This window comes from Bacillus sp. Pc3 (genome assembly GCF_000815145.1).
Classification (GTDB): Bacteria; Bacillota; Bacilli; order Bacillales; family Bacillaceae; genus Bacillus; species Bacillus velezensis.
The window spans coordinates 1,088,250-1,109,378 of sequence record NZ_CP010406.1 but is presented as its reverse complement, the minus strand read 5'-3'; the positions used below and the strand labels follow the sequence as shown (position 1 = coordinate 1,109,378).

Annotated in this window: 21 protein-coding genes; 10 read left to right on the top strand and 11 right to left on the bottom strand. The window is 47.9% G+C overall.

The features are described from left to right. Positions 1-26 precede the first annotated feature (26 nt). The 6 genes from SB24_RS04905 to SB24_RS04885 all read right to left on the bottom strand — a co-directional run bounded on the left by SB24_RS04905 (position 27) and on the right by SB24_RS04885 (position 4,071). Positions 27-647 (bottom strand): NAD(P)-dependent oxidoreductase, encoded by a 621-nt coding sequence (locus SB24_RS04905; RefSeq protein WP_039252156.1) that lies wholly within the window; start codon positions 645-647, stop codon positions 27-29. A 28-nt stretch (positions 648-675) separates the two neighbouring features. Next, on the bottom strand, positions 676-801 hold the full coding sequence (locus SB24_RS20325) for a hypothetical protein (protein WP_007610363.1): 126 nt from the start codon (positions 799-801) through the stop codon (positions 676-678). A 101-nt stretch (positions 802-902) separates the two neighbouring features. Continuing rightward, positions 903-1,109, bottom strand: a complete 207-nt coding sequence (locus tag SB24_RS04900; RefSeq protein ID WP_007409244.1) for an alpha/beta-type small acid-soluble spore protein — start codon at positions 1,107-1,109, stop codon at positions 903-905. 224 nt (positions 1,110-1,333) lie between these two features. Beyond that, positions 1,334-1,549, bottom strand: coding sequence for a YheE family protein (locus SB24_RS04895; RefSeq protein WP_012117190.1), 216 nt, complete (start codon positions 1,547-1,549; stop codon positions 1,334-1,336). A gap of 82 nt (positions 1,550-1,631) precedes the next feature. After that, the gene (locus SB24_RS04890; protein ID WP_039252153.1) at positions 1,632-2,990 is read right to left on the bottom strand and encodes a YheC/YheD family endospore coat-associated protein; all 1,359 of its coding nucleotides are present in this window, start codon (positions 2,988-2,990) and stop codon (positions 1,632-1,634) included. Further along, positions 2,980-4,071 (bottom strand): YheC/YheD family endospore coat-associated protein, encoded by a 1,092-nt coding sequence (locus SB24_RS04885; protein ID WP_012117192.1) that lies wholly within the window; start codon positions 4,069-4,071, stop codon positions 2,980-2,982. The genes SB24_RS04890 and SB24_RS04885 overlap by 11 nt, the downstream gene beginning before the upstream one ends. A gap of 237 nt (positions 4,072-4,308) precedes the next feature. Between SB24_RS04885 and SB24_RS04880 the strand changes: the two genes are divergently transcribed. Beyond that, entirely contained in the window at positions 4,309-5,442 is a 1,134-nt protein-coding gene (locus SB24_RS04880) for a DUF445 domain-containing protein (RefSeq protein WP_015417139.1), read from the top strand. An 85-nt stretch (positions 5,443-5,527) separates the two neighbouring features. Beyond that, positions 5,528-5,878, top strand: a complete 351-nt coding sequence (locus SB24_RS04875; protein ID WP_015417140.1) for a YlbF/YmcA family competence regulator — start codon at positions 5,528-5,530, stop codon at positions 5,876-5,878. Positions 5,879-5,916: 38 nt separating this feature from the next. Here the strand turns inward: SB24_RS04875 and SB24_RS04870 are convergent, their stop codons facing one another. Next, positions 5,917-7,056: a DNA alkylation repair protein gene (locus SB24_RS04870; protein ID WP_079891286.1), complete on the bottom strand. Its 1,140-nt coding sequence runs from the start codon at positions 7,054-7,056 to the stop codon at positions 5,917-5,919. Positions 7,057-7,439: 383 nt separating this feature from the next. Here SB24_RS04870 and SB24_RS04865 point away from each other — a divergent pair, with 383 nt between their 5' ends. The 3 genes from SB24_RS04865 (at position 7,440) to SB24_RS04855 (ending at position 11,312) form a co-directional block, all read left to right on the top strand. Next, positions 7,440-8,306 (top strand): Cof-type HAD-IIB family hydrolase, encoded by an 867-nt coding sequence (locus SB24_RS04865; protein ID WP_007409237.1) that lies wholly within the window; start codon positions 7,440-7,442, stop codon positions 8,304-8,306. A 112-nt stretch (positions 8,307-8,418) separates the two neighbouring features. Continuing rightward, on the top strand, positions 8,419-9,921 hold the full coding sequence (locus SB24_RS04860) for a coproporphyrinogen III oxidase (RefSeq protein WP_015417142.1): 1,503 nt from the start codon (positions 8,419-8,421) through the stop codon (positions 9,919-9,921). Positions 9,922-10,022: 101 nt separating this feature from the next. Beyond that, entirely contained in the window at positions 10,023-11,312 is a 1,290-nt protein-coding gene (locus SB24_RS04855; RefSeq protein WP_039252150.1) for a lysine N(6)-hydroxylase/L-ornithine N(5)-oxygenase family protein, read from the top strand. 24 nt (positions 11,313-11,336) lie between these two features. Here SB24_RS04855 and SB24_RS04850 read toward each other — a convergent pair whose 3' ends face one another. The 3 genes from SB24_RS04850 to SB24_RS04840 are packed head-to-tail and all read right to left on the bottom strand — an operon-like array spanning position 11,337 to position 13,437. Continuing rightward, complete coding sequence (locus SB24_RS04850) at positions 11,337-12,551, bottom strand: cation:proton antiporter (RefSeq protein WP_039252149.1); 1,215 nt, start codon at positions 12,549-12,551, stop codon at positions 11,337-11,339. A 7-nt stretch (positions 12,552-12,558) separates the two neighbouring features. Next, on the bottom strand, positions 12,559-13,056 hold the full coding sequence (locus SB24_RS04845) for a cation:proton antiporter regulatory subunit (protein WP_007409234.1): 498 nt from the start codon (positions 13,054-13,056) through the stop codon (positions 12,559-12,561). Between the two features lie 27 nt (positions 13,057-13,083). After that, the gene (locus SB24_RS04840; RefSeq protein WP_007409233.1) at positions 13,084-13,437 is read right to left on the bottom strand and encodes a hypothetical protein; all 354 of its coding nucleotides are present in this window, start codon (positions 13,435-13,437) and stop codon (positions 13,084-13,086) included. Between the two features lie 183 nt (positions 13,438-13,620). Between SB24_RS04840 and SB24_RS04835 the strand changes: the two genes are divergently transcribed. Continuing rightward, positions 13,621-14,388 carry an enoyl-CoA hydratase gene (locus SB24_RS04835; RefSeq protein WP_007409232.1) on the top strand — a complete coding sequence of 256 codons (768 nt, stop codon included), beginning with the start codon at positions 13,621-13,623 and terminating at the stop codon, positions 14,386-14,388. Positions 14,389-14,412: 24 nt separating this feature from the next. On the opposite strand, the gene SB24_RS04830 is transcribed toward SB24_RS04835, so the two are convergent. Further along, complete coding sequence (locus tag SB24_RS04830) at positions 14,413-14,598, bottom strand: YhzD family protein (protein ID WP_003155259.1); 186 nt, start codon at positions 14,596-14,598, stop codon at positions 14,413-14,415. A gap of 105 nt (positions 14,599-14,703) precedes the next feature. Between SB24_RS04830 and SB24_RS04825 the strand changes: the two genes are divergently transcribed. The 4 genes from SB24_RS04825 (at position 14,704) to SB24_RS04810 (ending at position 21,065) form a co-directional block, all read left to right on the top strand. After that, on the top strand, positions 14,704-15,600 hold the full coding sequence (locus SB24_RS04825; RefSeq protein ID WP_039252147.1) for an ABC transporter ATP-binding protein: 897 nt from the start codon (positions 14,704-14,706) through the stop codon (positions 15,598-15,600). After that, positions 15,593-16,852, top strand: coding sequence for an ABC transporter permease (locus SB24_RS04820; protein ID WP_039252144.1), 1,260 nt, complete (start codon positions 15,593-15,595; stop codon positions 16,850-16,852). Before SB24_RS04825 ends, SB24_RS04820 begins: the two co-directional genes overlap by 8 nt. A 110-nt stretch (positions 16,853-16,962) precedes the next feature. Further along, the gene (locus tag SB24_RS04815) at positions 16,963-18,186 is read left to right on the top strand and encodes a metallophosphoesterase family protein (protein ID WP_015417147.1); all 1,224 of its coding nucleotides are present in this window, start codon (positions 16,963-16,965) and stop codon (positions 18,184-18,186) included. Then, positions 18,183-21,065: an ATP-binding protein gene (locus SB24_RS04810; protein WP_039252142.1), complete on the top strand. Its 2,883-nt coding sequence runs from the start codon at positions 18,183-18,185 to the stop codon at positions 21,063-21,065. Before SB24_RS04815 ends, SB24_RS04810 begins: the two co-directional genes overlap by 4 nt. The last annotated feature ends 64 nt before the right edge of the window (positions 21,066-21,129 follow it).

Here is a 21,129-nt window from a genome sequence, read left to right as displayed (position 1 = left end):
ATCTAAAGATTCGCCCTTTTTTTCATTCAGTAAGCCAGTCCCACCCGTTTTCTGACAAACTGCGGGCTGATCAGCTCACGGTACAGAAAGTGCGCCGTGTCTCCAACGGTGATTTCAGCGCCGTCTTCAGGAAGGCGATCCTGTTCGAACCGGTAAACTCCGGCAGCGTCTCCGTCAGGAAGGTAGGTGGGACAGATGATCGTCCAGTCAAGATCCTCTGCCAGCAGCATTTCGTATACGCGGGCGTGTTCCTTTGCGGCTCTTGTTGATTTTCGTTTTGATTCTGCCGATTCAAAACGGTATTGATCAGGCATAAGCCGTGATTGAAGGATACCCGCGGTGCCGATCGTAATCAGACGATGAACATGATGCCGTTTCATGCTGTCTATTATATGGGTCATAGCGGCTGAAAGGGTATCGTCACCGTCCGTGCCGAGACAGCTCACGACTGTGTCCGCTGTGGAAATCAATCGGCTTACATCTTCCCGCCGCTTCGCATTCCCTGTTATGATTTGTTTTTCAGGAATGGGAAGGACTGTTCCGGCTGATCTGACAAGAGCGAATATCTCCATGTGTCCATGTTTCTGCGCTTCTTTTATAAAAGCCTGTCCGACTCTTCCCGTTGCTCCGAGTAAAGCGATGTTCATGTAAAAAACCTCCTCGCCGCTCATTATATCATTCAAAGCAGCGGGGAAAAGAATACCTGTGAATAAACGGGAAATGGTGGGCAACATATTCATTGACCAAAGAGACACTTACGAACTGAAACAGCTCCCAATTGACTGAGGCAATGAATGACATGTTTTCCCTCCTTTTTTCCTAGGGTATGTGGAATAGGAAAAAAGGGTGACGGCATAAAAGAAGACGCGGTATCCCGCGCCTTCTGTAAGCCATTTATTGAGTTATTGTACGCCTTGGCCGCCCATGTTCTGCTGTGCGAAAGATACTAAACGTTTAGTGATTTCTCCTCCGACAGAACCGTTTGCACGAGAAGTTGTTTCTCCGCCAAGGTTTACGCCGAACTCAGAAGCAATTTCATATTTCATTTGGTCGATTGCTTGAGCAGCGCCGGGTACTACTAGGTTGTTTGAAGAGTTGTTGTTTGCCATTTGTATGATCTCCTTTATAAAGTAGTATGGTTGGGTTTGCTGGAATTGCACCAGCCGATGATTTTCGGAACGAAAACCATTGCCAGCTCGGCTTCACCCAATGCTGTTTGCCGCTTTGTACTACGTATTATGGTGAATCAAACGGCATCTCATTCGGAAAACGGTGTGGTAAATAGCGGAAGGAAAAAGAAAAGCCCAGCCTGGTGCGGCTGAGCTTTTAGCTTTCAGTCATATATGTGATAAAGCATTAATTCATGCAGCTCTTTTACGAGAGCCGGCTCTTCTTTTCCCGGATGTGTGTGTCCCCATTCAATGTCTCCGGACTTATGGTAAATCCCTTCGTAATGCGTACCCTGCCAGTAAAATGAAATCCGCCATCCGGGCAGTTTCTCTTTTTTGAATAACGGTTTCCAGCTGAAGTGCGAAATCATGACGTTCACGCTCCTTATGGGAAATGTTGATCTTGTTCATTGTAGCTCATCGTTCAATGCCTGTCCCGGGTAAACCTAAAAAAAGACAGCCTCACCGCCAAAGTTTTTCCGGGGCGGTGATGGACCGTTCTGATAAATACGACGCGTATTCAAAATTTCTCCGTTTTGTCAGGTAATCGACCGATCTCAGCTTCGGATGGGAAAAAATGCTGCGCCCGGGGCGGGAATTGGCTTCAAACATCCAAACTTTCCCTGAATGATCGACGCCGAGGTCAAAACCGATTTCGCCGATAAAACCTTCAATGTGCTCATTTAACACGCGGCTGACCGCCAAGGCGGCTTTTGAAAGTTTCCGCATCATGCCGACTCTCTCTCGCGGATCGCCGTATAATTCAGCTAACGTCCTGACTTCTCCGCCGGTTGCCAGATGCGTCGTGATGCTGTTTTCACCGGAAATTTTTGCCGCAATGGCCGTCACTGTCCATTTCCCCTCGGCGTTTTTATTCGTGTGCACCCTGAAATCGACGGGGCGCCCATCCAGCCGGATCAGATCAATGCCTTGCTGAATTAAAAATGCGGACGGGTCATTGTTTTCTTTAAATGATGTCATGAAGGATGCCGCATCTGAATACTCTGCCGTCACCACCGTTTTTTCCTCATTCGTGTGTTTGACAGATAAGCCGGCATCTGTTTTTTCCACCTTATAAATCCCCGTGCCGAGTGCGCCGTCTGCAGGTTTGATATAGACGGTGCCAAACGTGCTGCATAACGTTTCTAACGCTTCCGCATTCGGGTGCAGGACAGATTTTGGCAGAAGTGAAGCGGTGAGACTGTTTTTTTCCAGAAGCTTATGAATGTCCCATTTATTAAAGAATTGCGGATTAAACCACGGAATCTGATAGTCATTCATCAGCCTTTGTTTTGTCTGCTGTAAAAGCGGAACTTCTTCCGTTTTTCGGCTCGGGAGCCTGTCATATACGACATTCGGAAGCGGGACGGCCGTCCGTTTCCAGCTGTTTTCTTTATAAATCAGCGCTTGGACGGTGCCTTCTTCCCAGTTGATCTGATGAGCCCCGAAAACGAAACAATATCCGTTCGCGTGTTCATGAAGAGAGAGCATCTTGGAAAAGAAGGCTGTACGGTCTCTTAACGGGCGGGACGGCGATGATGTGAACCCGGCTGTGAAAACGCCGATCAGCGGTCCGATGTGCACCGTCTGGCCGTGTATGAGAAAGTCAGCCCGGCTTTTATGCGGTATCAACAGCTCCTCAAACAAATCTTCAGAAAGGAGCGCGCTTTTTTCAAGTGATTGAGAAAAGGCTACACGGCATTTGACAACCTTGGTCCCGAAGGCAGCGGATAAAAGCCCTTCCCGTTTCATGGAGGAGGGGAGAAACAGCGTATTTTTGCTTTTTTTATCGATGCCGACAATCATCCCTTTATGATTCACGCGGTAATACTCCTTTCCGGCTTTCCTGTGACTGAAGTTCGCGGAAGCGTCTCAGCGGACTCGTATACAAATCCTCTTTCGCCTCCGGAGCCACGCTTAAAATAGCTTTCCGTCCCGGCTTTGAGTTGACATCCAAAAGCCAGATGCGTCCGTCTTTGGCATAACAAATATCGAGCCCCAGCTCAAACAGCGGCCCGAACCGTTCATCAAGGAAATAAGGGACGGATTGGGTGATCGAAAAGACATCATCCAATAAAACGGCCTGCTGCTTTCTCGGAATTTCCTCAAACCATGTGTCAAACTTAATCGGTTCAGATCCTCCTGGCAAATGAGATAAAAGACCGTTCTGATAACCCCTTCTGACCGCTTTTCCGACCGTTTCCCAAACGCCTGACTCAGTTTTGCGCATGAAAATGCGGATGTCGCACGGATGCCGCTCTTTATCCTGGATATTTAAGTAGGATTGAAGCAAATAGCGGTGCTGCAGCACTTTTTTGCACCAAGACTTAAAAGACACGTGATTGGAAAATGATTTTGTTTGTTTGTTTTTTCCGATATAGTAAGTGGCCGTAATTGATTTTTTGCCTGTTTCAAGCAGGATGATGCCTCTGCCTCCCGCGCCGAAAGCGGGCTTAAGTATACATGCTTTTTCCTTGGCTAAGTATGATTGCACCTGTTCATAGCGGCTGACTTCGGCCGTTTCAGGAATATAGGGACTGATCAGATGATGCTTTTGGAGCGCATCCGTGACCGTCCATTTATCAGGAAGCCCCCGGCCGATAAATTCCGTTTTCCGATATTTTTTCAGCCATTCGACGATCGGTTTGGCTTTTTGCGCTTCAGCGGATTTTCCGTAAAAACAGCGGTCGTAAATATATTCGGGAATATCGATTTCCGTTTCGTTCCACTTTCCGCTTTGCGGGTGATAGACGAGCGCTTTCACGCGCAAAGAATCCGGAAAAATATCAAACGGTGTAAAACGGGCTAAGCGCACATTATATTGAGGCGCTCTTTCAGCCAATTCCCCGGCGTAATCTTCTTCGTGCCGGCGGGATACAGACATAAAACCGAGTGTTGTCATATTATTACTCCCCCTTTATTCAAAAAGCCGCTGATGGAACGGCCCTTCCATCCAATAAATATGCTAAGCGCATCATAAAAGATGATCTACTGTAAAGAGTACGAAACAGCATCTTGCCTTATTCCTCACAAACAACAATTCAGGTTCTTCATTTGCCCGCATGCCCGCCAGCCTCTATAATACGAATAGATATATCATCAAGAAAATAGAACATAAGATGGAGGCAGAAGAAAAGGAATGGGCATAGCAGGAACGTTTCTATTTATGATTGTAATCGGAGCCGCGATCGGCGCGGTGACGAATCATCTTGCCATTCAGATGTTATTTCGTCCATACCGGCCGTATTACCTGTTCGGAAAACGGGTTCCGTTTACGCCGGGGCTGATCCCGAAAAGGCGGGATGAATTGGCAAAACAAATGGGGCTCATGGTGACGAACCACCTTTTAACCCCGGAAGGAATAAAAAAGCGGCTTTTATCAGATACCGTTAAAAACCAGGCGCTTCTTTTCGCCGAACAATTCACGCAAAAAATGGCCGCTTCCGAGATGACGGTGCACGAAGCTTTGGCCGCCGCGGGCATCCGGAATCCGCAGGAAAAGACGGATGCCTGGATTGACCGTTTTACCGATGAAAAGCTTTCGGACCTGTACCGGAAATATGAGCACCGCGCCATAAAAGACTGGCTTCCTGATGAGCTTCAGGAAAAGCTGGATGAAAAAGTCCCGATGGCCGCAGATTATATTCTAAAGCGGAGCATTGATTATTTTGAGAGCGAAGAAGGGAAAGACAGGCTCGGAAATATGATTGACGACTTTTTGAATTCCCGGGGGATGCTCGGCAGCATGGTGCAGATGTTCCTCGGCAATTCAAGCTTGGCAGACCGTGTGCTGCCTGAGCTGTTAAAGTTTTTGCGCAATGAGGAAACGAAAAAGCTTCTGGCTGATCTGCTTTCTCAAGAATGGGGCAAGCTCAAATCTTATACACTTTATGAGGCCGATGAAAAGTGGAATGCGAAAGATCTGCTGTTCAGCATGAAAAAGCGGGCTTTGGCCGCACTTCAAACCGCGCCCTTTTTCGAATGCCGGCTCGGTGACATCATCTCCCGTTATGAAGGGGAGATTACGGGAACGTACGCGCCGAAGCTGCTTGATGCGGCGCTCGGCAGTATTGCCGCTCATTTGGAGGATGTGCTGAAACGGCTGCGTCTTGAGGAAGTGGTCAAAGAGCAGGTTGATCAGTTTCCCGTTGAACGGCTGGAGGAAATGGTGCTGTCGATTTCCAAGAGAGAATTTAAGATGATAACGTATTTAGGCGGTCTGCTCGGCGGGATAATCGGAGCAATTCAGGCTTTGTTTGTCATTCTTTTCTAAGGAAAACATACGCCGATGATGAAAGTCGCTCCGCAGTCTGTTATAGTGGAGTGGTATGTCCGAAAGGAAGAAAGGAGCGGTTACTATGGCAGTTCATTTTTATGATGCAGCATATGATCTTGAAAAAGCTTTGCGAAACAGTGATGAATACAGCCGTCTGAGAGGGCTTTATGATCAAGTAAACGCAGATGAATCCGCAAAACGCATGTTTGATAACTTCCGCAATGTACAGATGCAGCTGCAGCAGAAACAGATGTCAGGTGAAGAAATCACTCAGGAAGAGGTAGAGCAGGCACAAAAAACGGTTGCTCTCGTACAGCAGCATGAATTGATTTCTCAGCTGATGGAAGCGGAACAGCGCATGAGCATGCTGATCGGCGAGTTAAACAAAATCATTATGAAACCTCTTGAAGAGCTTTACGGCAGTCCGGAATAAGCTTCACACCCCTCCATCTATGAAATGGAGGGGTTTTTTTATTCAACAGAAAAATCAAGCGAACCTTTTACCGTACCGTTAATGATGACAGACAGAGTGTGAATTCCCCGATAATGCTTGCGGGTGGTTAAATCTTTAAGGGAATGATGTTTGCTGAAGGCTTTTACGTCTCCGTTATCCATGGCGGACTCCGACATCTTAAACACCTTGCGGCTGCGGTGCCCCCTTTTCTTTACAAAATCAATCGCGTATTCAACCCTGATTTTTTGCCGGGCGGATGAGCGGATCTGAAAAGAAAAATGTATGCTGGTTCCGATAGCGGCCGTTTCCGAATTCAATGTAAAACGTTCCAATGAAATCCGGGAGGCGTCTTCAAACCCGAAAACCGCGAGCGCCTGTTTGTCTCCTCTTTTTAACAGTGTCCTGCAGGCGTGCTTCAAAATCCAGTCCGTGTGCGGACAGCTGCCGAACCGCTCGGCTGCGATCTGTGCCAGAAGATCCGGATGTGTTTTGGAGATGTCATTCAGGTTATTCGCCACGCTTTTTCTGACATATAACGAGTCATCCTGCATCAAGCGGTCCAGGACAGGGAGAATCGGAGAAGGATCTTCAAGAAGAGCCGGAATGGAGATTCCCCATGGCAGGCGCGGTCTTGAGCCTTCGCTGGCAAGCCTTCTGACATGTTCGTCCGGATGCTCCGTCCAGGAAAGGAACTCTTTGAACATCCGCTCCCGGTCAAGCCTGATATACGGGCGGACCGCAAATTCGGAAGTGGAAAAACGAGTGAAATACTGAAGCGCCTTCATTGATTCGTCCCAGTGATCCGTTCCGTACTGTTGGACATAATCGGGAAAAATAATCCCGGCGAGCCCTGAGAAGCGGGGAGCTGTCTCATATAAGACGTCAAGCGCCCGTATGTAATCCTTCGGCAGTGTTTCATATAAAGAGTCTGTGATCCGGCGCATCCGCTGTTTTAACGCCAGTCCGGGCCAATCTTCCTGAAACATCAGCGCCCGGCACTTGTCCCGCTCAAAAGCCGGATACGCCGATTTGATTCTGTTCAGAAGTGCTTCTGCAAATTCTTCGTTATAAATATCTTTTAATAGAGACATGACAGTCACCGCTTTTTTTCTTTTATTATATGAGAATGTATGTTCCCTTGCAACTTTATCATACATTCAGCATAGATATTTCCTCTGATTTTTTTAGTTAAAAAAACCCTTGTTTTTTAACAATATAATTGAGATAATAACTCTGAAAGCGCCTACACTTACAGATGATCTAAGGATACGGTCGCCTATACTGCCTGGTATGTTAAGGGGTAGCAACAGAGAGTAAGTGAAACGAGCGCATCAACGGTCAAATAAGGGGTTCCTGATATATTTCGTAAATAGAAATACACATTGGGGAGAAGGCAGCAAATCGATCGTATCCCAACAAAACGACAGTTCAAAGTCTGCTTGAGGCAGGCTTTTTTGCTGCGGAGAAAAGGTTGTTCTAAACAAAGAGACAGGGTCATATCCTAATGACAAGTACAGTCATCAAGGAGGGGGACTTCTCTGTGTCAAAACAAATGCTGGCGTTAAATATAGACGGAGCGCTTCTTCGCTCCAACGGCAAACTTCATCAGACGACAAAGGATGCCATCGAATACGTCAAGAAAAAAGGAATTTACGTCACACTGGTCACAAACCGCCATTTTCGCTCCGCTCAAAAAGTGGCGAAAATATTAAAGCTGAATGCAAAATTGATTACCCACAGCGGCGCATACATTTCTGAAAAAATAGATGAGCCGTTTTTTGAAAAGAAAATATCAGAAGATCACACGTTTAATATCGTTCAGGTGCTGGAAAGCTATCCATGCAATATCCGGCTTCTTCACGAAAAATATTCGATCGGAAACAAGAAGAAAGTGAACTCCAATCTGGTCGGGAAAACGATGATTCATCCGTCCGACCCGATTTTTTATCCGGTGCAGTTTGTCGAATCATTAAGTGACCTGCTCCTTGATGAGCCGGTTTCAGCGCCCGTCATTGAAGTGCATGCCGAAGATGGCCTGCAGGCTGATATAACGGATACGATAATGAAAGCATTCCCGGCCGTCGATGTGATCCGCGTCAACGGAGAAAAACTGAACATCGTGCCTAAAGGGGTTTCAAAAGAAAGCGGACTTTCGATGGTCGCCGCTGATCTCGGGCTTTCAATGGAAGAGGTTGTGGCTATCGGCCATCAGGAAGATGATCTGCCGATGATCGAGCTGGCCGGTCTCGGCGTCGCGATGGGGAATGCCTCAAATGAATTAAAAAGAAAAGCGGATTGGGTGACAAGGTCAAATGATGAACAGGGAGTCGCCTATATGATTAAGGAATATTTCCGCATGCAGCACCGTAAAGGCTTTCTCGATAAGTTCCATATGAAACGGCCGTAATCAAGAGCCGCAGACGCGAAACGCCGGTCTGCGGCTTTTTCGCGGATTGATTTTAGCCTGTTCTTTCTGTACACTAAAGAAAGTTTTGAATCTGAAAAATAAGGTGATCACATTGCAAATAAAAATAGACGGCATCACGGATGACAGGCTGCATCGTCCGCTGCAAAACATCGCAAATTTATTTTTTGAAGAGTGTGTTCTTGCATACGGCGAAACGGAGGAACCCTCTGATCTCGTCATCTCACTTGCCATTTCTCAAGATGCAGACAGCGTGTCGGTATCCGGAGAAATCAAAGGAACCGGCGAAAAGGAACATCATACGAAACCGCTTCTTGCCGGATGGAACGAAAAAGAAGTATTTAAACAGGTGAAAAATACGCTGTCATATGTCTACTTAAATCTTCTTCAATCGCATACGGGCATGACACAAAAATGGGGAATCTTAACCGGCATCAGGCCTACTAAACTTCTTCATAAAAAGCTGCAGAGCGGCCTGACAAAAGAAGAGGCGCATGCCGATCTGAAAAAAGATTATCTGATCCATGATGAAAAAATCAATCTGATGCAGGAGATTGTCGACCGCCAGCTCGCTGCGGTTCCCGATCTGTACCGGGTCAAAGATGAAGTCAGCATTTATATCGGCATTCCGTTCTGCCCGACGAAGTGCGCCTACTGCACGTTTCCGGCTTATGCCATTCAAGGACAGGCGGGAAGAGTCGGCTCCTTTTTATGGGGGCTTCACTATGAAATGCAGAAAATCGGAGAATGGCTGAAGCGGCATGATATCAAAGTGACGACCATTTATTTCGGCGGCGGCACGCCGACAAGCATTACCGCTGAGGAAATGGATCTTTTATATGAAGAAATGGTCCGCTCTTTTCCGGATGTCGCAAATATCAGGGAGATTACCGTTGAAGCGGGCCGTCCCGACACGATTACGGAGGAAAAGCTTGCCGTTTTAAATAAGTATAAGATTGACAGAATCAGCATCAACCCGCAATCTTATGAAAACGAAACGCTTAAGGCCATCGGCAGACACCATACAGTTGAAGAAACCATCGAAAAATACCATCTTTCCCGCAAACACGGAATGAACAACATCAACATGGACCTGATCATCGGCCTGCCGGGAGAAGGGACGGCTGAGTTCAGGCACAGTCTTGAGGAAACGGAAAAGCTGATGCCTGAATCTTTGACCGTTCATACGCTTTCTTTTAAACGGGCGTCAGAAATGACGAGAAACAAGCATAAGTATAAAGTTGCCGACAGACAGGAAGTGTCCCGCATGATGGATGACGCCGTCCGCTGGACAAAAGAGCACGGCTATACGCCGTACTACTTGTACCGGCAGAAAAACATTCTCGGAAACCTTGAAAATGTCGGCTACTCCTTCCCTGGTCAGGAAAGCATCTACAACATTATGATTATGGAAGAAGTGCAGACGATTATCGGTATCGGCTGCGGCGCGGCAAGCAAATTCATTCATCCGGAAACCGGAAAAATCACGCACTTCGCCAATCCGAAAGATCCGAAATCATATAATGACCGATTCGAGCATTATACAGAAGAGAAAATCAAATACTTAGATGAGATGTTCGTCAAATCCGCATTATAATATCAAAAACGGCACGGAATCAGCGTGCCGTTTTTTTATGTTTAACCGTCTGTAAAAACGGGAAAAGACCATCAGACTGTTATTCGTAAGAGGTGCATAATATGTATGATGTCATTGGAGCGGGAATCGGGCCGTTTAATTTAGGGCTTGCCGCATTGTTAGAGGATATACCCGGAACAGATGCTCTTTTTTTCGATAAAAAGAAAGAATTTGCGTGGCATCCCGGTCTATTAATTAAAGGGACGGATTTACAGGTGGCGTTTCTGGCGGACCTGGTCACGCTCGCCGATCCGAAAAGCCGCTACACGTTTTTAAACTTTCTCCATGAACATGACCGGCTGTACCGGTTTTATACGTTTAATGAATTTGATATTCCGAGACGGGAATTTAACGACTATTTGAGCTGGGCGGCTTCAGAAATCAAATCATGCCGTTTCGGCTCAGAGGTAATCGGCGTGAAAAATGCCGGCGGACATTATGACGTCAGCGTCAAGAACATTGAGGACGGAAGCATCAGTGTCTATCAAACGAAGCATTTCGTCATGGGGACGGGGTCTGAACCGCTTATTCCCGCAGAGATTGCTGCCGAAGCGCGTCAGGACACGATGGTCAGCACGGAATATTTGTTTCGGAAAGACGAGCTCGCCGGCGCCGAATCAATTACAGTGGTCGGCTCCGGACAGAGTGCCGCGGAGATCTTTTCTGACTTATTGCGCGATGAACAATACCGCCGCAGCCGGCTGCAATGGGTGACACGCTCCGCCGGATTCCGAGAATTGGAAACCGCCAAGCTCGGGCAGGAAATGTTTACACCTGATTATGTGGAATATTTTAACCGCCTGCCTTTTAAGGAACGGCTGAACACGCTCCCTGAGCTGGACGGACTGCGCCACGGCATTGATTCTGACACACTTGCCGCCATTTACGATGCCCTGTATCACAGATCGATCAGCGGAGGTTCGCCTGACGTGTATATTCAGCCGATGGCGGAGCTTGAAAAAATTGAAAAGCAAAACGGGCGCTGCGTACTGAGCTTTCATCAATGGCAGATGGATGAAACCTTTACGGCCGATTCAGAAAAAGTGATATTGGCGACCGGTTTTAAACCTCATATTCCGGAATGGTTTACGGCAATTGCCCCCGATATCGAATGGGAGGATGAGAAACGCTTTAAAGTGACGGCCGATTCCCGTCTTGTCTTTAAGGACGACAGGCGGCATCATTTTTTCACATTAACGAATCTTGATCATGCTCACGGAACGGGCGCTACGAATTTGAAGCTGTCTGTTTACAGAAACCAAAAAATCATCAATACCATTCTGGGAAAAGAGCATTTCTCCATTAATAAAAAAACGGCTTTTCAGCAATTTCTTCCCGCTCAAAAAAACTGACCCCTTATGAAGAGGTCAGTTTTTTTATGATTTCTGCGGCTTCTTTTCAGGCGTCTTCCATTTGAACACGCTGTTCAACAGGAGATATATCCGCTTCGATTCTTTCGTGAGCAAAGGGCCGAAGATGGCCAGTATCAAAACATATAAGGCGGCGAAAGGTTTAAGTGAAGCGGACAGGCCGCCGGCGATGCCGAGATTTGCGACGATAATGGAGAATTCGCCGCGTGACACAATGGTCAGCCCGATATTAGACGATGCTTTATGAGAAAGCCCCGCCCGGCACCCGGCGATCATGCCGGCGATAAAGTTTCCGGCAATCGTCAGCAGAACGGCGCCAAGGGCAAGCCATACCGCATCTCCGAGTGAAAACGGATCAATGCTGAGACCGAAGCTGAAGAAAAACATGGCCCCGAAAAAGTCACGGAACGGCACGACAAGATGCTCAATCCTGTCAGAATGGGCCGTCTCCGAAAACACGAGTCCGAGCAAGAGCGCGCCGATCGCTTCAGCGACATGAATCGTTTCGGAAAAGCCGGCAATGAAAAAGAGCGCGGCGAAAATGACGATGACAAATACCTCGTTTGAACGGATATCAAGCAGCTTGTTCAGCAGAGGCGGCAATTTTCGGGCGGCAATGAAAAACAGCAGCATATATCCGAAAGCGATCACGATTGACATCAGCGCGCCTCCGACAGACGTCGCGTCTCCCAGAACAAGCCCGGAAACGACGGATAAGTAAACCGCCAGAAAGATATCCTCAAACATAATGATGCCGAGAATCAGCTCCGTTTCCGGATTAGCCGTGCGCTTTAAGTCGACAAGCACCTTTGCGACAATGGCGCTTGATGATATCGTGATGACGCCCGCCAATACAAGCACTTCCAAAAAGGAAAAGCCCGTGATAAAGCCATAGATCAGCCCTAAACTGAAATTAATCAGAATATAAATCGTTCCGCCGGCGGCGATTGAACGTCCGGATTTGACTAATTTTCCGACCGAGAATTCAAGCCCGAGGTAAAAGAGGAGGAACAGGACGCCCATCCGTCCGAAAAATTCAATCACTTCCCGGCTTTCAATAAACGTCAGGTCAATGATGCCCGCTTGGGGCGCGTGCGGCCCGACGAGCATTCCTAAAATGATCAGGAAGGGGATGATCGAGAATTTAATTTTATTGGCGATGACACTCGCAATGGCTACAAGAACTAACGCCGTACCGACTTCAAATACGAGATGGTCCATAAACAGATCACACTCCGTCTCTGGAGAGGAAGTCTTGGATCAGCTTTTTCAGATGCTTTCTTTCACCTGAGAGGACGAGTGTATCGTTTGCTTCAAGGAGCGAATCAGCCCCCGGGTTTAAAAGCTTTTTCCGGTTATGCTTAATGATGGCGATGACCGTCACGTCATAGTTCTGACGCACATCCAGTTCGCCGAGCGTCCGCCCTGCCGCTTTTGCCCCTTTTTCAACTTTAAACCATTCGATAATCAGATCGTTGAACGCCATTTCAATCGATTCAAGCGCCTGCGGTTTGTACACCATCCCGCCGATAATCGCGGCAATCTGTCTTGCTTCCGCATCATCAAGTGAAATGCTTGCCAGAAGCTCATCAGGGTCGCGGTCATCAAATCTGTAAATTTCCCGCCTGCCGTCATCATGAATGATGATCGTCATTTTTTCATGATTTCTCGTTTCGATTTCGAATTTTTTCCCGATGCCGGGCAGATCGTTTTCTTTAATATTCATAAAAAATCCCTCCGGAATATACTGTTTTTACATCGTAAATACAGATTGGCAATGAGAAATTGTCTGATGCCGGAGGTAATTTGACTGGTATTGTATCGGAATGGCGCATGTCCTTTCCATTGTGGAATCAATGAATTGATCAAGAGGTTTGACAGATAACAGGGAGATCATCCGGGATAACGCACCGTATCCTTTTGACAGGCCTTGCGGAGCGGTTTTGGTTTGAACCGGCGTCTTTGCCGATTCCGTTTCCTGCGGGTAAACCGAAATTTGTACATGGCTGTCTGTTTCTGTCACCAATTGGGAAGGAAGAGCGACATCCGAAGGGGGGAACAGCACCATAAAAAAGCTCAGTAACAAGCTGAGTATCACATATTTCATTATCGGTGTTTTCCCCCCTTTTGTTTTGTATATCAATTTCACTATATAAAAATGTATGTTCAGTTTCAAATGATATGCATTTTTCGGTATCTGTTGACCTTGAAAAATAAAGGAGTTTCGCTTCGGCGGAAGGAATATATCATTTGAACAAAATATGTAAGCGGATACAAGGAGGGTGTAAACATGCAGTATATTCGTTATGAAGAAAAGGGAAAGATCGCAGAGATTGTGCTGAACCGGCCTGACAGTTACAACGCGCTGAATGAACAAATGCTCCGGGAATTGGAAAATGCATGCGTGATGGCAGCCGACAGCGAAGCGCTTATCGTCCTCTTGCGGGGGGAAGGCCGGGGATTTTCCGCGGGCGGTGATATTCAGATGATGACGTCGGATCATGATTCAGGAGAATATGAACGGCTCATGAAAATGATCGAATCCATTACGCTGACGCTCTATGATATGAAAAAAATTGTGATAGCCGCCATCCACGGAGCCGCGGCGGGGCTCGGGCTGAGTTTCGCGCTGTGCGCCGATGTGGTGCTCGCTGAAGAAAACGCCCGCCTCGCGATGAATTTCATCGGCATCGGATTGGTCCCCGACGGAGGAGGCCATTATTTATTAATGAGACGCGTCGGTGAGATCGAAGCGAAAAAACTGATTTGGAGCGGTGAAAAATTGCCTGCTGAAAAAGCGGTGCGGCTCAAGCTTGCCGACGGGCTGTTCAGCGGCGGCCCTGCGGAGGGGGCACAACCGTATATCGACCGATTGCTGCATGCGCCGCTGTCAGCGATGATTGAAACGAAGGCTATTTATCAGAGCCTCCATATCAGCCGGTTAAAAGATGTTTTGTCTCTTGAACGAAAGGCCCAGGAAAATATGAGAAAAACGGATGATCATAAAGAGGGCATCCGCGCCTTTTTAGAAAAACGGACGCCGCAATTTAACCGGTAAAATACAGAAGCCGGAAAGCTTCTGTTATCTGTGGAATAAAATCAGCTTTCCGGCTTCATTTACCAAGCGATGAGTACTGTTCTCAAGTTTTTTTTCCTTTAACAAAGCCTCTCCGGCGGCCTTCGCCTCCGCCTCATTATCCGCTTCGATCCGTTCATCCAGCAGCGTTTCTCCCGACGCATGGAATGCGGTCAATACATATTGTCCCATCATGTCACCCCCTTTATAGAATGATATTCTGATAAAGAATTTAAAATCCTCCATTAATTTTTACCCATTATTAGTATATAATGGGTCAAGGAAGGAGTTGGATTCGTGCTTACAATTGAAAACGTAACGAAAACATTCGGCAGCTTTACCGCTGTTGACAATTTGAACCTGCAAATACCTGAAAGGGAAATGTTCGGGCTGCTCGGCGCAAACGGCGCGGGAAAAACGACGACCTTTCGGATGATTTTAGGTCTTTTAAGCCTGACTGACGGGCATATCACCTGGAAAGGGCAGCCGGTCAATTATTCCATCAGTGAAAAAATCGGCTATCTCCCGGAAGAGCGGGGGCTGTATCCGAAAGTGAAGGTGAGTGACCAGCTTGTCTATTTGGCGAGATTAAAAGGAATGGGCAAAAAAGAGGCGGAAAAAGAGCTCATGACATGGCTCGAGCGGTTCGGCATTACAGATTACAAGAATAAGAAAGTCGAAGAGCTGTCTAAAGGAAACCAGCAGAAAATCCAGTTCATTTCGGCCGTCCTGCATAAGCCTGAACTGCTGATTCTCGATGAACCTTTCAGCGGTCTTGATCCGGTGAATGTCGAGCTGCTGAAAGAAGCGGTTATTTCTTTGAAAAACAGCGGCGTTTCCAACGTTTTTTCAAGCCACCGAATGGAGCATGTGGAAGAACTTTGTGAGAATTTGTGCATTCTCCAGAAGGGAAAACCCGTCGTTCAAGGCAATCTGAAAGACATTAAGCGGTCTTTCGGCAAAAAAAATGTCACCGTTCATTCAGATGATGACCTCAGCTTTTTAAAAACGCATGAAGGTGTCATGAAATGGAAGGAAACAAATGACGGGATCAGACTGCAGGTCGCGAATGAACCGGTTTCTCAGGATATTTTCCGGGCGCTGCAAGGGAAAGGTTTTATACGGAAGTTCGAATTGGAAGAGCCGTCACTGCATGATATTTTTATAGAAAAGGTGGGGGCCGTATATGAATAAATTTTGGATTATGCTGTTTCATACATATAAAAACAAAATCGCGACAAAGTCATTCATTATTTCGACCGCCATTACCGTTTTATTAGTATTAGCGGTGACCAACCTGCAATCGATTATATCCGTGTTTCAATCGGATGACGGCAAGCAGCAAATTGCGGTGATTGATGAAACGGGCGGGCTGTACCCGGCGTTTGCAAAACAGCTTAAAGCGGCGGATACAGACAATGATCTGCAGGCAATGGAGACGAAGGAGTCCGAAAAAGATGCCGTAAAGCGTGTCAAAGACGGTGAATGGGACGGACTGTTTATCATCAGACAAGATCAAAAAGGAACGATAACAGGAGCATACAAAGCGCTGACCATTTCCGATGAATCAGCGTATAAACTGCTCAAGCAGGCTTTAACCCAGACAAAAACCGCTGTCGAAACCGCCAAGCTCGGCATTTCTGCAGAAAAAGTCAGCAGCCTCTACACTCCGCCGGAAGTCAGCAAAAGCGCGCTGGAAAAAGGGGCGAAATCTGAGGAAGAGCTCGGTCAGGTAATGGGGCTTGTATACATCATGCTGTTTGTCATCTACTTCTCAGTTATCATGTACGCAAGCATGATTGCGATGGAAGTGGCGACGGAAAAATCGTCCCGCGTCATGGAAATTTTAATTTCAAGCATGCCGCCGATTCAGCAGATGTTTGCCAAACTGTTCGGTATCGCGCTCGTGGGGATCACACAGTTTGCGTTGCTGATTGCGGCGGGTTATCTCTCACTGAAGCTGAACCCTCAAAATGATGCGTCGTCGCCGATCAGTGCATTTCTCAATTTTACGGATGTTCCCGTCTCGACGATAGTCTATGCCGTCATTTTCTATTTGCTCGGCTATTTTCTTTACGCGACGCTTGCCGCGTTTCTCGGCAGTGTTGTCAGCCGGATAGAGGACGTACAGCAGACGATTCAGCCGATGGTTTTTTTAGTCGCGGCAGGTTTTTTTATCGCCATGTTCGGACTTGGCAATCCTGACGCGGGTTTTATTACCGTTACATCTTACATTCCGTTTTTCACGCCGATGATTATGTTTTTACGCGTCGGGATGCTCGATATCCCGTTTTGGCAGGCTGCGGCCGGAATCGCCCTGACACTGCTCACTATCGTGATCTTTGCGGCGGTCGGCGCGAAAATTTACAAAGGCGGCGTTTTGATTTACGGAAACGCCAGCGGATTCAAAGCGATCAAACAAGCGCTGCGCATCTCCAAAAAATAAGTGAAACAGCCCGGAACAGCCGGGCTGTTTTTTTATTTTGCAGAACGTGCATTCGTATAAAAACGGTGCTAAAATAAGGGTAATTCAATCTGCAGAAAGGGGAGGGCGAGATGGCTGATCTGACGTTTATTCATGCCGCTGACCTGCATCTGGACAGCCCGTTTTACGGTATTTCGAATCTGCCTGAACCGGTATATGCGCGTATTAAAGAAAGCACATTTCACAGCGTCCGCCGACTGACGGACGGGGCACTCCGGGAGCAGGCAGATTTCGTGCTGCTTTCGGGGGATCTGTTTGACGAAGCCAACAGAAGTTTAAAAGCCCAGCTGTTTTTGAGAAAACAGTTTACGAGATTACAGGAAGCGGATATCCAAGTGTTCGTCATATTCGGCAACCATGATCATTTGGGCGGTAAGTGGACGCCGATTGAATGGCCGGAAAATGTACATATCTTCACCTCGGATACACCGGAGGAAAAATCTTTCTTTAAAAACGGAGAGCTTGCGGCAAGCATATACGGATGCAGCTATCAGGACAGAAGCGTAACGGTCAATCAGGCGGCCCGTTACCGGAAAGTGACCGGCGCGCCTTATCATATCGGCATGCTCCACGGCATGTTATCAGGAGCGGAAGGGCATGACCCGTACTGCCCGTTTACGAAAGAAGACCTTGAAAAAAGCGGCATGGATTACTGGGCGCTCGGACACATTCATAAACGGCAGGTTCTGTCCGCCCGGCATCCCGCCGCCATTTACCCCGGGAATATTCAAGCCCGGCATTTAAAAGAAACCGGGCCTAAGGGATATTATCTCGTCCGGGCGGCAAACGGTGAGATGTCTTGGGAATTCAAAGAAGCGCATGATGTGTTATGGGAGGAAATTGATCTTGATATCTCCGAAGCTGAACATATGACTTCACTTCTGAAAACCGCATCGGATACATTCTCCGGCTTGCGCGCGGCGGGCCGCCCGGCATGTGTCAGGCTGGTGCTTCGCGGCGCAGCGCCCCGCTTTTGGACGGAGGCGCCCGCAGGCATCGCGGAGGAGCTTCTTTCCGCTTTACAGGAGGAAGAGGCCGAAGAGGAATGTTTCGTCTGGCCGCTTGCGCTTGAGGATCGGACGGATGAAACAGACACCGTGCCGCCCGATCCGTTTTTTAAAGGGCTCCTTCAGGACATAGAACAATGCGCGGACATGAGCGGTGTATTTGAAGCCCTTGAGCGTCATCCCGTATACCGGCGTCAGATGGCTTCATTTACAGATGAAGAGATACTGGATATTAAGCGGCAGGCTCAAGCCGTTTTAAGACGCCAAATGAAGGAGCTTCAGCGATGAAAATAACGGCGATGCATATTTACCAATACGGAAAATTTTCCGACCGAAGTTTTCAGTTGTCAGATTCTCCCGTGCAAGTGATCTACGGGTTAAATGAAGCGGGTAAAACGACATTGATGTCCTTTATCAAAAGCGTGCTGTTCGGTTTTCCGAAATCAAAAAAATACGAACCGAAAAACGGCGGGGTTTACGGCGGCACTGTGGAATTGAAGCATGGCGATCACGGCGCTGTCAAAATCGAACGGACAAAAGGCGCTGCCGAAAAAGTCAGAGTGTATACGGCTTCAGGCGAAATCAAGGACGGAGAATGTCTCAAACAGCTTCTTTCCGATACAGATCGGGCGCTGTACGAAGCGATCTATTCGTTCGATGTATTCGGACTGCAGGAGATTCAAGCTTTTAACCGGGACAAAATCGGCGAGTTTCTCCTGTATTCGAGCTTATTCGGGTCAGAAGCGGCGGCAAAGCTTGACGGGCGACTGGCAAAAGAACTTGACAGGATGTATAAGCCGAACGGGCGGAACCCCCGCTTAAATCAGGAGTTGGATACATTAAAGCGGCTCAGCGCCCAGCTGAAACAGGCGGAAGCTGCGGAAGCGGGCTATCACAGCCTTCTGGAAGAGAAAAAAAGCGCCGGCGGCCGTTTGCAGGATGCCGAAGCACGATTGAAAGACATAACTGAAGAAATCAAAACAGTAAAATCGGCGATAGAAGCAAAGCCGCTCGCAGACAAAAAAACAGCCTTGGAAAGCGAACTTTCTTCTTATCCGGAAGCATTGAAGCAATTCCCGAAGGATGGAATGCATCAGCTTGAAAAATACGAATCGCATCTCCATCCGAAAGCGGCCCGTCTTGAGGGGCTTCGGGCAAAAGCGGCTGAACTCAGGCGGCAGGCTGATCTGCTCGCTCCAAATGAGGACTTGCTGCAAAAAGAGCGGCAGCTGCAGGAGCTTTCCGGCGAGCAGCATATGTATGAATCGCGCGGCGAACAGCTTGCAGCCATCCAATCACAGATCCGGCAGACATCTGCCCGCGTTTCGTCAGGATTGCAGCAGCTCGGAAGACATGAGGAAGACGGCATTCTTTCACTGAACACCGATTATGAATATGAATGGCGGCTGCAGGAAGCCGTGCAGAGCGCCGGACAGGCAAGAGAAAGAAAGACACAGCTTGATGCGATTTTCGAACAAGCGCGGCTGGAGCTGGAAGAAGCCGAACGAAAACATGCCTTGACGGCGGAAAACATTTTGGACCCCGCTGTCAGGAAAGAAAAAGAAGCCGCTTTACAATCATATAAGCAAACGGCTGATACAGAAGGAAACGAATGGCAGGAACATGTACAGCAGCTGGAAAAACAGCGCGCCAAACAAAAAAAGCTCTTTCTCGGTGCGGGCATTCTGTTCATTGCGATTTTCGCTATGTTAAAGGAATGGCTGCCCGCCGCCCTTTTTACCGGCGCTCTGCTGCTGTATATGCTGTCCGGCATGCAAAAACCGCTGCCGTCAGAAAGAGGAGGGCCCGGACACAAGAAAAAGAAGCCGGCGATCTCTAAAGAAGCGGCTGATCTTCTGCAGGAAGAGCTTTGGCGTGACGGCCGGCACCGGCAGCAGCTGATTGCGGATCAAGCCGTGCTTGAACAGAAAGAAGCGGCATATGAAAGAGTCATCCGTCAATATGAAGAATGGGAGGCGGAAATGGCGCCGTCTGAAAAACAGGCGGAACTTTTTATGAAGGAACTGGGGTTTTCAGGAAGTCCTTCCCATCTTCTTGACGCATATCATGTGATGAAAGATGTCAAAAAAGAAATCCTTAACAAGCATGAGCTGACCATTGAAGCGGGCCGGCTGCAAAAGCTGCAAAGAGCATTTGAGGACCGGGTCAAAAAGCTGAGTCCTTCAGACGGAAGGGAGCTGTCCGTAAGAGAAAGACTGCACGTTTTGCTGGCGCAGGCGGAAAGGGCCCGTGAGGAAGCAAAACGAAAGCAGGCGCTCGAAACGGATCTGCTGCATGCACAAGAGCAAATGCGTGAATTAAACGAAGAAGTTCATTACTACGAACAGCAGGTCAAACAGCTTTTCATGGCGGCAGGCGCAAAAAACCGCGAACACTTTTGTGAACTCGCCAGGCTGAATGAAAGCCGCCGGGAAACAGAGCGGCAGCTGCGCGAAATCAAAACGCACTTGTCCGGCATAGGCGGAAAACAGCTGGAGCCGTACATGAGCCGCACAGTGTCCGAACTTGAACATACAGTCGTTCAGAAGGAAACAGAGAAAAAAACGCTTGAGGAAAAAAGCGCCCAGCTCCGTGAGCAAACCGCTTTATTAACGGTGAAGCAAGAGCAGCTGGAGTCCTCGGGGCTTGTATCCGATTTAAAACAGCAGACAGAAATGCAGAAGGAGCGCGTGAAAAAAACCGCTAAAGAGTGGGCCGCATTACAGACGGTCAGACACATTATAAGGGAAAAAATGGAGCGGCATAAAAAAGTGACGCTTCCCCGTCTGTTAGAAACCGCCGGTGCATTATACGGACCGCTTACGGACGGACGCTATCACAAATTGTATTTTTCCGAGGCTGATGATTCCATTATGGTCATGCGGAAAGACGGAACGGTGTTTTCTGCAGGCGAACTCTCACAGGCGGCATGCGAGCAGCTTTATGCGGCGATTCGTTTTGCCCTTGCGTCAGAGAGGGAATCTGCGGTATCACTGCCGTTTTTACTTGATGACAGTTTTGTCCATTTTGACAGGCAGCGGCTGCAGCGGCTGTTTGATGTGCTGAATCAGCTTTCAGAAGGCGGGCGGCAGATACTTTATTTCACCTGTCATGAGCATGTCAGCCGGTCTTTTCACAGCGGACAAGTCATGCGCCTCCTGTCATAAAAGAGTTTATTTTCAAAAAAGAGGTATGTGCTATACTGGTATTATGTAAGATATGGAGGGAGCT

Excerpts from the sequence above, each read along its gene's own strand:
- SB24_RS04810 (WP_039252142.1), top strand. The coding sequence starts at position 18,183 with ATGAAAATAACGGCGATGCATATTTACCAATACGGAAAATTTTCCGAC.
- SB24_RS04875 (WP_015417140.1), top strand. The coding sequence starts at position 5,528 with ATGGCAGTTCATTTTTATGATGCAGCATATGATCTTGAAAAAGCTTTG.
- SB24_RS04830 (WP_003155259.1), bottom strand. The coding sequence starts at position 14,598 with ATGGGACAATATGTATTGACCGCATTCCATGCGTCGGGAGAAACGCTG.
- SB24_RS04900 (WP_007409244.1), bottom strand. The coding sequence starts at position 1,109 with ATGGCAAACAACAACTCTTCAAACAACCTAGTAGTACCCGGCGCTGCT.
- SB24_RS04850 (WP_039252149.1), bottom strand. The coding sequence starts at position 12,551 with ATGGACCATCTCGTATTTGAAGTCGGTACGGCGTTAGTTCTTGTAGCC.
- SB24_RS04835 (WP_007409232.1), top strand. The coding sequence starts at position 13,621 with ATGCAGTATATTCGTTATGAAGAAAAGGGAAAGATCGCAGAGATTGTG.
- SB24_RS04840 (WP_007409233.1), bottom strand. The coding sequence starts at position 13,437 with ATGAAATATGTGATACTCAGCTTGTTACTGAGCTTTTTTATGGTGCTG.
- SB24_RS04870 (WP_079891286.1), bottom strand. The coding sequence starts at position 7,056 with ATGTATGATAAAGTTGCAAGGGAACATACATTCTCATATAATAAAAGA.
- SB24_RS04855 (WP_039252150.1), top strand. The coding sequence starts at position 10,023 with ATGTATGATGTCATTGGAGCGGGAATCGGGCCGTTTAATTTAGGGCTT.
- SB24_RS04845 (WP_007409234.1), bottom strand. The coding sequence starts at position 13,056 with ATGAATATTAAAGAAAACGATCTGCCCGGCATCGGGAAAAAATTCGAA.
- SB24_RS04885 (WP_012117192.1), bottom strand. The coding sequence starts at position 4,071 with ATGACAACACTCGGTTTTATGTCTGTATCCCGCCGGCACGAAGAAGAT.
- SB24_RS20325 (WP_007610363.1), bottom strand. The coding sequence starts at position 801 with ATGTCATTCATTGCCTCAGTCAATTGGGAGCTGTTTCAGTTCGTAAGT.
- SB24_RS04820 (WP_039252144.1), top strand. The coding sequence starts at position 15,593 with ATGAATAAATTTTGGATTATGCTGTTTCATACATATAAAAACAAAATC.
- SB24_RS04880 (WP_015417139.1), top strand. The coding sequence starts at position 4,309 with ATGGGCATAGCAGGAACGTTTCTATTTATGATTGTAATCGGAGCCGCG.
- SB24_RS04815 (WP_015417147.1), top strand. The coding sequence starts at position 16,963 with ATGGCTGATCTGACGTTTATTCATGCCGCTGACCTGCATCTGGACAGC.
- SB24_RS04905 (WP_039252156.1), bottom strand. The coding sequence starts at position 647 with ATGAACATCGCTTTACTCGGAGCAACGGGAAGAGTCGGACAGGCTTTT.